Below are 13,839 nucleotides of genomic sequence, written 5' to 3' on the forward strand. Positions count from 1 at the left end.
TTGATTTTATCGGAGCAGGTTAGTGTCGTTCCGCTATCAATGAAAATGATAGGATGTAATAGTCTATATTCGTAGAATGAATATCTTTCGTCATCCGGCGAAGGCCGGGATCTCGACCTTGAGTCTTGACGCACCGGCGAGATCCCGGCCTTCGCCGGGATGACGATACAGGGAGCTTATGCCGGCTTGCCTAACTCCTCGACAATGATGCCGCGCAGCCAGCCGAGCCCGGGGTCGGCCTCCGCCGCCTGGTGCCAGTAGAGATAGCTGCCACCGGGCTCGACCGGCAGCGGCAGGTCGAGAAGCTGCATCGGCCACATCGCGTCGAGCACGGCGGCGTGCGATTTCGGGAGCGCGAAGAGCATGTCGGACGCGGCGACGATCTGCCAGGCGGTGATCGCATGCTGGCAGCGCACCGCGACGCGGCGCGCGAGGCCCATGCGGTCGAGCGCCATATCCTCGATCCCCGGACCATAGGGCCGCGCCGTCGCGATGATATGGTCGAGCGCCAGATAGGTGTCGAGGTCGATCGCCCCCTCGACGCGCGGATGCCCCTTGCGCGCGACGACGACGATCGGCTCGGCGCCGAGATAGTGGCGGCGCATCCGGTCATCGGCGGGCAGCGCGACATCGAGCGCGAGGTCGAGATCGCCGTTCGCGAGCATCGTCACCAGATCGCGGCGGCGGAAGGTGACGCTGGCGAGCGCGGCATGCGGCGCCGCGGCGCGCACGCGCGCGACCAGCGAGGAAAAGCGCGGCATTTCGCCCGACAGCCGCACCCCGATACGGAACTCGCGCGTCGTCTGCGCGGGGTCGAAGGCGGTCGCGGCATCGAGCGCGGCGTCGAGCCCGCGCAGCGCCTCGCGCACCGGCCCCGCGATGGCGCGCGCGGCCGAGGTGGGGACGAGGCGATTGCCCTGCCGCACGAAGAGCGGATCGTCGAACTGCGCGCGCAGCCGCGCGAGCGCGTGGCTGATCGCGGGTTGCGACAGGTTGAGGTGGCGCGCCGCCGCCGATACGCCGCCCTTGGCGAAGATCGCGTCGAAAATGCGCAGCAGGTTGAGATCGAACCGGGCGAGATGCCGCAAGGCCGGCTCCTAGACGAAGCCGGTGCGGCGGCCGGTTCGATCGCGCCGGTCAGTCAATCGTGCTCGCCAGTTCGCGGTTGAGCCACAGCGCGACGAGCGTACCGAGCGCGCCCGACAGCAGATAGGCGCCCGCCGCGATCAGCCCGAATTGGCTCGACAGCCACAGCGCGACCATCGGCGCGAAACCGGCGCCGAACAGCCAGGCGAGGTCGGAGGTGAAGGCCGAGCCGGTGTAGCGGTGGCGCGGATGGAAGTTCGAGGACAGCGCCCCCGACGACTGACCGAACGACAGGCCGAGCAGCGCGAAGCCGAGGATCATGAACGCGGCCTCGCCAAACTCGCCCGCGTCGAGCAATTGCGGCGCGAAGCCGCTGAACGCCGCGATGGCGGCGGCGGTGACCGCGAGAAGCGTGCGGCGGCCGACACGGTCGGCGAGGATGCCCGACACGACGATCGCGGCGACGCCGACGACCGCGGCGATCGCCTCGATCACCAGGAAGCGCACCGGGCTTTCGTCGGTGAACAGGAACACCCACGACAGCGGATAGACGGTGACCATGTGGAACATCGCGAAGCTGGCGAGCGGCGCGAAGGTGCCGATGACGATCGTCTTCCATTCGGAGCGCAGCGTTTCGAGCAGGGGCGCGGGCTCGAGCGCGCGATTCTCGAACAGCTCGGCATATTCGGGGGTCACGACGATGCGCAGCCGCGCGAACAGCGCGACGACGTTGATCGCGAAGGCGACGAAGAAGGGGTAGCGCCAGCCCCAGGCGAGGAAGTCCTCGGCCGGGAGGGCGGAGATCAGGAACATGAAGAGCAGGCTGGCGACGATGAGGCCGAGCGGTGCGCCGAGCTGCGGGATCATCGCATACCAGCCGCGGCGGTTTTCGGGCGCGTTGATCGCGAGGAGTGAGGCGAGGCCGTCCCACGAACCGCCGAGCGCCACGCCCTGGCCCATGCGGAACAGCGCGAGGAGCAGCGCGGCGCCGATGCCGACCGAATGATAGCCCGGCAGGAAGGCGATTGCCGCCGTCGACCCGCCGAGCAGGAAAAGCGCGATGGTGAGCTTCGCGCCGCGGCCATAGGCGCGGTCGATCGCGGTGAAGATGATCGTGCCGACGGGGCGCGAAACGAAGGCGAGGGCGAAGATCGCGAACGACCAGAGCGTGCCCGTCAGCGGGTCGAGATGCGGAAAGACGAGTTTCGGAAAGACGAGCACCGACGCGATGGCATAGACGAAGAAGTCGAAGAATTCCGACGTCCGCCCGATGATCACCCCGATCGCGATCTCGGCCGGATCGATGCGGTGGCCCCCGGTCTCGTCGGCGCCGTGGAGGGCGCGGGCGTCGCGTTCGGCCTCGGTCGTGGGGACGGTGTCGGCAGCCATGGTAACAATCCTTGAGCTGGAGCCTCCGCTTGCGCAAGATGCGGCGGCACGAGTCGGTCATAGGGCAAAAGCGCCCGGAATGAAAATGCCCCTGCGCGATGATGGACGGTCGCGGGATTGGACAAAATGTCCTATGTGCAGTGCAACAAAGGAGGCTTAGGCGCGCGTCATGCCCACTGAACTTCCCCGTTCTTTCGCCCGATTGCGGCTTGTGCCGCTGCTCGCCGCGCTGCCTCTCCTGTCGGGCTGCGGGCTGATCGTGCTCGATCCCGCCGGCGACGTCGCGCGCCAGCAGGGCGACCTGATCATCCTGTCGACGGTGTTGATGCTGCTGATCATCGTGCCGGTGATGGCGCTGACGATCTTCTTCGCGTGGCGCTATCGCGCGTCGAACAAGGAGGCGACCTACAAGCCCGACTGGGACCATTCGACGCAGCTCGAATTGGTCATCTGGTCGGCGCCGCTCTTGATCATCATCTGCCTCGGCGCGGTGACGTGGGTCGCGACGCATCTGCTCGATCCCTATCGCCCGCTCGCACGCACTGCCCCGGGCCAACCGGTGGCGGCCGAGGTCCAGCCGCTCGACGTGCAGGTCGTCGCGCTCGACTGGAAATGGCTGTTCATCTATCCCGAACAGGGCGTGGCGACGGTGAACGAGCTGGCGCTGCCGGTGAACCGGCCGGTGCGCTTCCGCATCTCCTCTTCCTCGGTGATGAACAGCTTTTATGTGCCGGCGCTCGCGGGGCAGATTTATGCGATGCCGGGCATGGAGACCAAGCTGCACGGCGTCTTCGACAAGACCGGCGAGTTTGAGGGCTTTTCGGCCAATTATTCGGGCTGGGGCTTTTCGAACATGCGCTTCGCGGTGAAGAGCCTGCCCGCGGGCGAGTTCGACAAATGGGTCGCGGCGACGAAAGCCTCGGCCGAAGGCGACCTCAGCCGCAACGCCTATCTCGAGCTCGAGAAGCCGACCCACAAGGAACCCGTCCGCCATTTCGCCGCGAGCGATCCGCAGCTGTTCGACGCGGTCGTCAACATGTGCGTCGAGCCCGGCAAGATGTGCATGCACGACATGATGTCGGTCGATGCCGCGGGCGGCGCGGGGATCGCGGGGATCGGCAATGTCCGCCAGGTGACTTACGACAAGTTCGCCGCGCGCGGCACCGTCGAGGCCGCACGCTGGAGCATGCGCTATGTCGCCGCCTATTGCAGCGCGCCGGTGATGTCGAACGACCGTCCCGACGCGAAGCCGGTGGCGCCCGAAAAGCTGAAGGGCGAAGGGCTTCCGGTTCCGGCGAAGCCCGAACGCACCGCGCTGAACGCGCCCGCCGTCCGCCCGATGTCCTGAACCGAAGTCCGAGATCCCCATGACTGTCCCGCATCCCGCACCCGAAACCGGTCCGATCCTCGGCAAGCTGTCGATGGAGGCGCTGCCGCTGCACGAGCCGATCCTTGTCGTCACCTTCATCGGCGTTGTCATCGGCGGCATCGCGGTGCTCGGCCTGATCACCAAATATCGCCTCTGGGGCTATTTGTGGAAGGAGTGGTTCACCACCGTCGACCACAAGCGCATCGGGATCATGTACATGATCCTGGGGCTCATCATGTTCCTGCGCGGCTTCGCCGACGCGATCATGATGCGGCTGCAGCAGGCGATGGCGTTCGGCGGGTCCGAAGGTTATCTGACCCCGCACCATTATGACCAGGTGTTCACCGCGCACGGCGTGATCATGATCTTCTTCGTCGCGATGCCGTTCATCACCGGGATCATGAACTATATCGTCCCGCTCCAGATCGGTGCGCGCGACGTCAGCTTTCCCTTCCTCAACAATTTCAGCTTCTGGATGACGACGTCGGGCGCGGTGCTGACGATGATCTCGCTGTTCGTCGGCGAATATGCCCAGACCGGCTGGCTGGCCTATCCGCCGCTATCGGGAATCGCTTACAGCCCCAATGTCGGCGTCGACTATTATATATGGGGCCTCCAGATAGCCGGCGTCGGCACCACCTTGTCGGGCATCAACCTGATCGTCACGATCCTGAAGCTGCGCGCGCCGGGCATGGGGCTGATGAAGATGCCCGTCTTCACCTGGACCTCGCTCTGCTCGAACATCCTGATCGTCGCGAGCTTCCCGATCCTGACCGCGACGCTCGTGCTTTTGAGCCTCGACCGCTATGTCGGGACCAATTTCTTCACCAACGATCTCGGCGGATCGCCGATGATGTATGTGAACCTGATCTGGATCTGGGGCCACCCCGAGGTGTACATCCTGATCCTGCCCTGCTTCGGCGCGTTCTCGGAAATCGTGGCCACCTACTCCAAGAAACCGCTGTTCGGCTATACCTCGATGGTCTATGCGACGGTGTGCATCACCATATTGTCGTACATCGTGTGGCTGCACCACTTCTTCACCATGGGGTCGGGGGCGAGCGTCAACAGCTTCTTCGGCATCACGACGATGGTGATCTCGATCCCGACCGGGGCCAAGCTCTTCAACTGGCTCTTCACCATGTATCGGGGCCGCATCCGCTTCGAACTGCCGATGATGTGGACGGTCGCCTTCATGCTGACCTTCGTCATCGGCGGCATGACCGGCGTGCTGCTCGCGGTGCCGCCCGCCGACTTCGTGCTCCACAATTCGCTGTTCCTGATCGCGCATTTCCATAATGTGATCATCGGCGGCGTCCTGTTCGGGCTGTTCGCGGCGATCAACTATTGGTGGCCCAAGGCCTTCGGCTTCAAGCTCGACGTTTTCTGGGGCAAGATCAGCTTCTGGTGCTGGGTCGTCGGCTTCTGGGTCGCTTTCACGCCGCTCTATATCCTCGGCCTGATGGGCGTGACGCGGCGGATGCGCGTGTTCGACGACCCGAGCCTGCAGATATGGTTCGTGATCGCCGGCATCGGCGCGGCGATCATCGCGGCGGGCATCGGCGCGATGCTGGTCCAGTTCGCGGTGAGCATTTGGCGCCGCAAGGAGCTGCGCGACGAAAGCGGCGATCCGTGGGACGGCCGCACGCTCGAATGGGCGACCAGCTCGCCGCCGCCCGACTATAATTTCGCCTTCACGCCGGTGATCCACGACCTCGACGCCTGGTACGACATGAAGAAGCGCGGACATCAGCGGCCGGTGAACGGCTATCGCGACATTCACATGCCGAGCAACACCGGCGCGGGGATGATCCTGTCGGGTATCTGCCTTGTCATGGGCTTCGCGCTCGTCTGGCACATCTGGTGGCTCGTCGCGGCGAGCTTCGTCGCGGTGATCGCCGCCGCGATCATCCACACCTTCAACTACAAGCGCGATTTCGACATTCCGGCGGCGACGGTCACCGCGGTCGAGGAAGCGCGCACCCGCCAGCTGGCGGCCGGAGCCTGATCCGATGAGTGCCAAGACCATGACCGCCGACGAGCCCGTCGCCTTCTACGACCTCGACGAGCATGCGCATCCCGAGGGGCACAGCACGATGCTGGGCTTCTGGATCTATCTGATGAGCGACTGCCTCATCTTCGCGATCCTTTTCGCCTGCTACGCCGTGCTCGGCGGCAGCTATGCCGCGGGTCCTGCGCCGAAGGACCTGTTCGACCTGAAACTCATCGCGCTCAACACCGCGATGCTGCTCTTTTCGTCGATCACCTATGGCTTCGCGGTGCTCCAGATGCAGCAGGGCAGAGTGCGGGGCGTCCAGCTCTGGCTCGCGGTCACCGGTCTGTTCGGGCTCGCCTTCCTCGGGATCGAGCTTTACGAATTCCACCATCTGATCGAGATCGGCGCGGGCCCGCAGCGCAGCGCCTTTCTGTCGAGCTTCTTCACGCTCGTCGGCACGCACGGGCTGCACGTCACCTTCGGCATCGTCTGGCTGGTCACTTTGATGTTTCAGCTGTCGAAGCACGGACTGATTGCCGCGAACAAGCGCCGCGTGATGTGCCTTTCGATGTTCTGGCACTTCCTCGACGTCGTGTGGATCGGCGTCTTTACCTTTGTCTATCTGATGGGAGTGCTGCGGTGAGCCACGATACGCACGCGCACGACGCGCACCACGAGATCGAGATGCCGCACGCGTCGATGCGCGACTATGTCATCGGCTTCCTGCTGTCGGTGATCCTGACCGCCATTCCTTTCTGGCTGGTGATGACGATGCCGCTGAGCGCGGCCGCGACGGGCGCGATCATCATGGGTTTCGCGGTGGTGCAGATCGTCGTCCACATGATCTTCTTCCTCCACATGACGCCGAAGGCCGAGGGCGGCTGGTCGCTGACCTCGCTCGTCTTCACGATCATCGTCGTGGGGATCATGCTCGCGGGCTCGCTGTGGGTGATGCACCATCTCAACACCAACATGATGCCGATGCCGCACGAGCCGACCAGTCAGGTTACGGGCCAGGTGCTTTGAGACCGACCCGCCGCGCGGTTTTTGCCGCGGCGGCGCTGATCGCGGCGCTCGGCCTCGCGGCGCTCGGCGTCTGGCAGGTCGAGCGGCGCGCCTGGAAGCATGAGCTGATCGCCGCGGTCGATGCACGCATCCATGCACCGCCCATCGCGGCGCCGGGGCCGGATCGGTGGGATGCGGTCAATGCGAAGGACGATGCCTATCGGCGCGTCACCGCGTCGGGAAGGTTCCGGCACGACCGCGAGACGCTGGTGCAGGCGGTGACCGGGCGCGGCGCGGGCTATTGGGTGGTGACGCCGCTCGAAACCCCCGGCTTCACCCTGCTCGTCAATCGCGGCTTCGTGCCCAATGAGCGGCGCGAGGCGAAGACGCGCGCGGCGGGCAATGCCGCGGGGCCGGCGACGGTGACCGGCCTCTTGCGCGTGACCGAGCCCGGCGGGGCGTTCCTGCGCTCGAACGATCCGGCGGCGGACCGCTGGTTCTCGCGCGACGTCGCGGCTATCGCGAAGGCGCGGGGGCTCGGCCGGACCGCGCCCTATTTCGTCGATGCCGACGCGACGCCCAACCCCGGCGGCTATCCGGTCGGCGGACTCACGGTGGTGCGTTTTCGCGACCATCATCTGGTCTATGCGTTGACCTGGTTCGCGCTCGCTGCGCTCAGCCTCTTTTTTGCGTGGCGGCTCTGGCGTATCCGGGATCGATGACCGACCCGGCGATCCTGCCCGCCGCACCCGCGAGAGCCCCCGCGGGCCGCCGCAACATGACGCTGCTGATCCAGCTGCGCTGGCTCGCGGTCGGCGGACAGCTCGCGACGATCGGGATCGTCAGCGGGCCGATGGGGATTTCGCTGCCGCGCGCGCCCTTGCTCGCGGCGATCCTCGTGCTGATCGCGATCAATTTCGCGAGCGCCGCGCTGCTCCGCCGCGGCCGCGGGGTGACCAACGCCGAACTCACCGCGGCGTTGCTGTTCGACGTCGCGGCGCTCGGCTGGCAGCTGCATCATAGCGGCGGGCTTGCCAATCCCTTCGCCTCGCTCTTCCTGCTCCAGGTCGTGATCGGTGCGATCCTGCTCACGCCGCGCTCGTCATGGGCGATCGTCGCGGCCGCGCTCGCCGCGCTCGCGGCGCTGCGCGTCGATCCGACGCCGCTCCTGCTGCCGCCCCCCTACGCCGCCGACCCGATGAAGCTCTATCTGCAGGGCAGCTTCGTCTGCTTCCTGCTGATCGCGGTGCTGCTGGTCGCCTTCGTCACGCGGATCAGCCGCAATCTGCGCGACAGCGACGCGGCGCTCGCCGCCAGTCGTCAGCGCGCCGCCGAGGAGGATCATATCGTGCGCATGGGGCTGCTCGCGTCGGGCGCGGCGCACGAACTCGGCACGCCGCTGTCGACCTTGTCGGTGCTGATCGGCGACTGGCAGGCGGCGCCGCGGCTGAAGGACGACCGCGAATTGCAGGAAGACCTCGCCGACATGGATGCGGCGGTGCAACGCTGCAAGGCGATCGTCAGCGGCATTTTGATGTCGGCGGGCGAGGCGCGCGGCGAAGCACCGCGGCTCACCACGATCCGTGCGGCGTTCAACGAGATCGTCGCACATACGCGTGCGGTGCGCCGCCCGGGCACGATCGAATTCAACGACCGTTTCGGCGCCGACGTCGCGATCGTGTCGGACCCGGCGCTGCGGCAGGTGATCGGCAACGTCCTCGACAATGCGGCCGAGGTGTCTCCCGACTGGACCAGCTTCACCACCTCACGCGACGGCGACATGCTGGTGATCGAGATCGCCGACCGCGGGCCGGGCTTCAGCCCTGAGATGCTCGAGAATTTCGGCCAGCCCTATCGCTCGACCAAGGGACGGCCCGGTGGCGGGCTCGGGCTGTTCCTGCTCGTCAATGTGCTGCGCAAGCTGGGCGGTGGCGCCAGCGTCGCCAATCGCGATGCGGGCGGCGCGCTGGTCAGGATATTCCTGCCGATTTCGGCGCTCGCTCCGCCGAGTGGAGAAAAGGCATGATCGAGACGCGCCATTTGCTGATCGTCGAGGACGACGAGGCCTTTGCCCGCACGCTGAAACGCTCGTTCGAGCGGCGCGGCTATGCCGTCGAGGTTGCGCACAGCCCCGAGGCGATGGACGAAATTTTGCGGACATTCCGGCCGGGCTATGCGGTCGTCGACCTCAAGCTTGGCGGCGCATCGGGGCTCGCGTGCGTCCAGACGCTGCGCGCGCTCGATCCGGCGATGAAGATCGTCGTGCTCACCGGCTTTGCGAGCATCGCGACCGCGGTCGAAGCGATCAAGCTCGGCGCCTCCTATTATCTCGCCAAGCCGTCGAACACCGACGATATAGAGGCCGCGTTCGAGCGGTCGGAAGGCAATGCCGAAACCCCGCTCGATGCGCGCCCTTCGTCGATCAAGACGGTCGAGTGGGAGCATATCCACCAGACGCTGGTCGAGACCGACTTCAACATATCGGAAACCGCGCGCCGGCTGGGAATGCACCGGCGGACGCTGGCGCGGAAGCTGGAGAAAAGGCAGATTCGCTAGGCCAGGGCAATGTCAGCCTTATCGTCATCCCGGCGAAGGCCGGGATCTCACCGTCTCGTCCTTACGCACCGGCGAGATCCCGGCCTTCGCCGGGATGACGGGGGGGACACCCATCTCGGGATGACCCGGCGCTACTTCTTCTCCACCAGCTCGCGCTGCAGGAAGCCGTGGAGCATCGCGGCGCGCACCGCGTCCTCGGCATGGTCGGCGCCGACCGAATGGCCGCCTTCGATATATTCGTGATAATAGACGCGGTTGCCGTTCTCCATCAGCCGCGCGGCGAATTTGCGCGCATGGCCGGGGTGGACGCGGTCGTCCTTGGTCGACAGGTAGAGGAAGATCGGCGGATAGGTCACGCCCTTGCGGATGTTGTGATAGGGCGAATATTTCGACAGGAAGGCCCAATCCCCGGGCACGTCGGGGTCGCCATATTCGGCGACCCATGAGGCGCCCGCGAGCATCTTGTCATACCGCCACATATCCTTGATCGGCGAGCCCGAGATCACCGCGCCGTAAAGGTCGGGGCGCTGCGTCATCGCCGCGCCGACGAGCACGCCGCCGTTCGAGCGGCCCGAGATCGCGATCCTGCCCTTCGCGCTGACCCCGGCCTTGACCAGATCCTCGGCAACCGCGTGCAGGTCGTCGAAGCTGTTCTGGCGTTTTTCGCGCAGCGCCGCCTGATGCCAGGCGGGGCCATATTCGCCGCCGCCGCGGATATTGGCGAGGACATAGGCATTGCCGTCTTCGACCCAGAACAGCCCGAGCGGTCCGGCGCGATAGGGCTGGCCGGTCAGATAGCCCGGCGTCTGCGCGGCGCGGAAGCCGCCATAGGCGTGGATCAGCGCGGGGACCGGCCCCGTCGCGCCCTTCTTGCGAACGAGGAAATAGGGGATTTTGGTGCCGTCCTTCGACGTCGCGAACCGCTTTTCGACGGTCATGTCCTTCGCGTCGAAGGTCGCGGGAAGGCTCTGCACCGCTTTCGGCGCGCCGTCTTCGGCCACGGCATAGAGCGTCGGCGGCGTCAGCATCGTCTCGGCGGTCGCGAGCACGATGTCGCGCTTGCCGATCGTGCCGGCGATCGTCACCGTCGCCTTCTCGGCGAGCGGAACCGCCTTCTGGTTCCATTTGCCGGTCGTGGAATCGCGGCGCAGCGCAAAGAGCTTGCCCTCGACATCGTCGAGCGCCTTGACCCACAGGATATTGTCGGTTGCCGAAACATTCTCGATCGCCTGCGCCTTCGTCGGCGTCATCGCGGTGACGATCGGCACCTTGCGATCGGCCGACATATCCTCGAGCGACAGCGAGACGAGCGAGCCGGCGGGAATGTTCGCCCAGTCCTGATTGAGGAAGATGATCAGCTGTCCGTCGACGACGTCGCGGATGCTCGCGGTGTCGGGGATGATCGTCGAAATATAGCGCGAGGCGTCGATGTTCGGCAGTTTGATGTCGGCGGTGTAGAAGGTCTTGCCGCGGCTGATCATCGGCCAGCGTTTGTCGCCGTCGACGAGCGCGAAGACGTTCATCCCGACATCCTCATGCTCGCCCTCGGCCAGCGTTTCGGCGGCCGACAGCGGCGTGCCGCGTTTCCACCGCTTGACGATGCGCGGATAGCCCGACGCGGTCATGCTGCCTTCGCCATAGTCGGTCGCGACGAGCAATGTGTCGGCGCCCTCCCACGTCACGCTGCTCTTCGCCTGCGGCAGGGCGAAGCCGCCGTCGACGAAGCTTTTGGTCGTCCGGTCCCATTCGCGGACGATGTCGGCATCGGTGCCGCCGGGGCTCAGCGAGACGAGGCAGCGTTTGTAATCGGGCGCGAGGCAGTCGGCGCCGTGCCAGACCCAGCTTTGCTTCTCGGCCTTGCCGAGCGCATCGACGTCGATCAGCGTCGTCCATTCGGGCTTGCCCGCAAGATAGGCGTCGAGCGGGCTTTGCCGCCACAGCCCGCGCGGATTGGCCGCGTCGCGCCAGAAATTGGTGATCGTATCGCCCATCACCTCGCCGGGCATCGCGATCTGCCGGTCGTCGTCGAGGATGGCGCGCGCGCGCTTGCGATCGGCCTCGAAGCCCGGGCGGGTGGTGATCAGCCTGTCGGTCGCCGCATTTTCCTTTTTGACCCAGTCGAGCGCCTTCGCGCCTTCGATGTCCTCGAGCCAGAGATAAGGGTCGTCGTCCTGCGGCGCGGCGGCGGCCACGGCGGCGAAGGAACAGCTGAGGGCAAGCGCGACGAAGCTGGCGCGGATCATTCGGAAATCTCCCCTGGGGTGTGGTGGCGCTGTGCTAGCAGCATTACACACCGGAGGGGAAGGGCGGTTGCCAATGCAACCATCGTCATTGCGAGCGTAGCGAAGCAATCCAGGGCGGCCTCGCGCGACTCTGGATTGCCGCGTCGCTTCGCTCCTCGCAATGACGGGAAATCACTGGTCGATGATGATCGTGCCCGGATGATGCTTGTCGAGATGCTTCTTGATGATCTTGAGGTTCCGCGTGTTCGAGCGGAAGAAGAAGTCGAAGGCATCGCCGACGAGCGGGACCGCGCCGAGCGCGGTATCGACGCCGAGATTGCCGATCATGCGCCAGATCTTCCATTTCGGCATGCCGAGGTTGCGCGCTTCCCAGATGAGATAGGCGCCCATCGTCGCGGCGATCACGTCGCCGACGACGGGGACCAGCCCGACGATCGCGTCGAGGCCGACAGGGCGGTTGATGCCGGGAATGACGAAGCTGCGTTCGAGCAGGATTTCGAGCGTCTCGACGCGCTTGCGCAGCGCGGCGGGGTCGGTCCGGTTTTGAATGAGCGCATCGAAGATTGCGTCGGGATTTGGGCTCGAAGGGGCCATCGGGGTCCTTTCAAAAGCGCCCGGACTTGCGGCGCCACTGTATTAGTTGGGTATGGCGATCAGATGATTCAATGGGTGCTGCGCGCGGCCGTTGGCGCGCAGGCCCGTCAGACGCTGCGAGGCGACCGACCAGCGCAGCGGCGTCGCGATCGGGATGAAGGGGGCGTAGCGCACCAGCACCGCCTCGGCCTCGCCGATCTGCTGGCGGCGCTGGCCGGTGTCGATATTGGCGGTCGCCAGCGCGATCAGATCCTGCGCTTCGCGGTTGCACAGCGTATCGCGCCGGCACGACAGGCGGCGGAGCGCCCATATCGGATCGTCGTTCGGCGCGACCTCGTCGATCAGGCGCAGGTCGGCGGTCGACGCCATGGCGACGCGGCGGCTCGGCACGCCGATCGCTTTGAAGTCGGCCGCGACATAAGCGAACAGGATGCGCCCGCCCGGGGTGTCCGGAACCGCGATGCGCAGCGGCTCGATCTCGCGCCCCGCGGCGCGCCACGCATCGACGACGCGTTTCGCCTGGGCGAGCCGCGAGGCTTCGTCGAACTCGGCCCAGGCGGGAACCAGCGGCACGGGGCCGCCGTCGCGCGCGTAGAGCGCGGGGCGCAGCGTGACCTGCGATTGCCATTCGGTCAGACCAAAGGCCTCGATCAGCCGCTCGCGCCGGACCGCGCGGACGAGCGCGCCGCGATTGACGTCGGTCGCGAGGAACCCCTCCGCACGCACGAAGGACAAGCCGAACAGACCGGGCACCGGATCGACGACGAGGCGGGAGCGGCCGATGTTCGACGCGACGAAATAGGGCAGGGTCGAAAAGCGGCCCCCGATCACCCCGTCGGCATAGCCGTTCTTGAACCGCGCGAGCGCGCCCTCGGGTGAGGTGCCGACGAGTTCGATCGAGGCGGCGGGGTCGTTGGCGGCCGCCTCGGCGGCTTCGGAATCCTCGGCGAGCGGGTCCGGGACGGGCGAGAGCAACACCGCGCGGCCGATCTTGCGCGCGCGCATCGGGCCCCAGCTCATGCCCCTGTTGACGATCGCCATCGACGGCTGGGCGAGCAACTCGAGGATCGCGGGCTGCGGCACCGAGAGGCGGATTTCGATGACGGCGTCGGTCATCGCCTTGATCGTCTCGATCTCCGGAAAATCATCTTTCAGGACGTGGCGGCTGGCGGGCGCGAGATAATCGCGCAGAATCTTGGCGACATTCTCGGCCGTCACCTTGCGGCCATTGGTCCATTTGGCTTCGCGAAGGCGGAAGATATAGCTGCGCCCGTCGGCGGTGACGGTCCAGCGGTCGGCGAGACCCGTGTCGATCTGACCCTCGCCGTCATAGCTGACGAGCCCCTGCGAGGTCGCATCGAGCAGCGCGGCATTGGCGCTCGACAGCTCGCCGGAAAGCGGGGTGGCGGTGGTGTTGAGCGTGCCGATGGCGGCGATCTTCACGGGACCGCGCTCGCCGAACAGACCGCAACCGGCGAGAGTCAGGGCGATCAGAGCGGCGACGCCGATATGGCCGCGGCGCAGTCTTGTCTTTTTGCTGGCCCGGTGATTGTCCTGATGTTGCGGCATGGAAGGCATCATAGGGATAAGCGGCGAAACCG

General features: G+C 66.1%; 12 protein-coding genes. 7 read left to right on the forward strand and 5 right to left on the reverse strand.

Going from position 1 to position 13,839, the window contains the following annotated elements:
- Positions 1-176 precede the first annotated feature (176 nt).
- Both QZL87_RS06425 and QZL87_RS06430 read right to left on the reverse strand, forming a co-directional pair.
- The gene (locus tag QZL87_RS06425; RefSeq protein WP_295325536.1) at positions 177-1,088 is read right to left on the reverse strand and encodes a LysR family transcriptional regulator; all 912 of its coding nucleotides are present in this window, start codon (positions 1,086-1,088) and stop codon (positions 177-179) included.
- Positions 1,089-1,137: 49 nt separating this feature from the next.
- Entirely contained in the window at positions 1,138-2,475 is a 1,338-nt protein-coding gene (locus QZL87_RS06430; protein WP_295325540.1) for an MFS transporter, read from the reverse strand.
- Positions 2,476-2,644: 169 nt separating this feature from the next.
- On the opposite strand from QZL87_RS06430, the gene cyoA reads away from it, so the two are divergent.
- Genes cyoA through QZL87_RS06465 form a run of 7 tightly spaced genes read left to right on the forward strand, consistent with a single transcriptional unit; the run spans position 2,645 to position 9,401 of the window.
- Positions 2,645-3,823: a ubiquinol oxidase subunit II gene (gene cyoA / locus QZL87_RS06435; protein WP_295325542.1), complete on the forward strand. Its 1,179-nt coding sequence runs from the start codon at positions 2,645-2,647 to the stop codon at positions 3,821-3,823.
- 19 nt (positions 3,824-3,842) lie between these two features.
- A complete protein-coding gene (cyoB, locus tag QZL87_RS06440; RefSeq protein ID WP_295325545.1) occupies positions 3,843-5,852 on the forward strand; it encodes a cytochrome o ubiquinol oxidase subunit I in 2,010 nt (669 codons plus the stop codon).
- Between the two features lie 4 nt (positions 5,853-5,856).
- Positions 5,857-6,483, forward strand: coding sequence for a cytochrome o ubiquinol oxidase subunit III (gene cyoC, locus QZL87_RS06445; protein ID WP_295325549.1), 627 nt, complete (start codon positions 5,857-5,859; stop codon positions 6,481-6,483).
- Positions 6,480-6,866, forward strand: coding sequence for a cytochrome o ubiquinol oxidase subunit IV (gene cyoD / locus QZL87_RS06450; RefSeq protein ID WP_295325552.1), 387 nt, complete (start codon positions 6,480-6,482; stop codon positions 6,864-6,866). Before cyoC ends, cyoD begins: the two co-directional genes overlap by 4 nt.
- Positions 6,863-7,567, forward strand: coding sequence for an SURF1 family protein (locus QZL87_RS06455; RefSeq protein WP_295325555.1), 705 nt, complete (start codon positions 6,863-6,865; stop codon positions 7,565-7,567). The genes cyoD and QZL87_RS06455 overlap by 4 nt, the downstream gene beginning before the upstream one ends.
- Positions 7,564-8,871 carry an ATP-binding protein gene (locus QZL87_RS06460; protein ID WP_295325558.1) on the forward strand — a complete coding sequence of 436 codons (1,308 nt, stop codon included), beginning with the start codon at positions 7,564-7,566 and terminating at the stop codon, positions 8,869-8,871. The genes QZL87_RS06455 and QZL87_RS06460 overlap by 4 nt, the downstream gene beginning before the upstream one ends.
- Entirely contained in the window at positions 8,868-9,401 is a 534-nt protein-coding gene (locus QZL87_RS06465) for a response regulator transcription factor (RefSeq protein ID WP_295325560.1), read from the forward strand. Before QZL87_RS06460 ends, QZL87_RS06465 begins: the two co-directional genes overlap by 4 nt.
- A gap of 131 nt (positions 9,402-9,532) precedes the next feature.
- Here QZL87_RS06465 and QZL87_RS06470 read toward each other — a convergent pair whose 3' ends face one another.
- The 3 genes from QZL87_RS06470 to QZL87_RS06480 form a co-directional block, all read right to left on the reverse strand.
- The gene (locus tag QZL87_RS06470; protein ID WP_295325562.1) at positions 9,533-11,644 is read right to left on the reverse strand and encodes a prolyl oligopeptidase family serine peptidase; all 2,112 of its coding nucleotides are present in this window, start codon (positions 11,642-11,644) and stop codon (positions 9,533-9,535) included.
- A gap of 171 nt (positions 11,645-11,815) precedes the next feature.
- Positions 11,816-12,238, reverse strand: a complete 423-nt coding sequence (locus QZL87_RS06475) for a DUF4112 domain-containing protein (RefSeq protein WP_295325564.1) — start codon at positions 12,236-12,238, stop codon at positions 11,816-11,818.
- Positions 12,239-12,280: 42 nt separating this feature from the next.
- Entirely contained in the window at positions 12,281-13,807 is a 1,527-nt protein-coding gene (locus QZL87_RS06480; protein ID WP_295325567.1) for an ABC transporter substrate-binding protein, read from the reverse strand.
- Positions 13,808-13,839: the final 32 nt, after the last annotated feature.

This window comes from uncultured Sphingopyxis sp. (genome assembly GCF_900078365.1).
Taxonomy (GTDB): Bacteria; Pseudomonadota; Alphaproteobacteria; order Sphingomonadales; family Sphingomonadaceae; genus Sphingopyxis.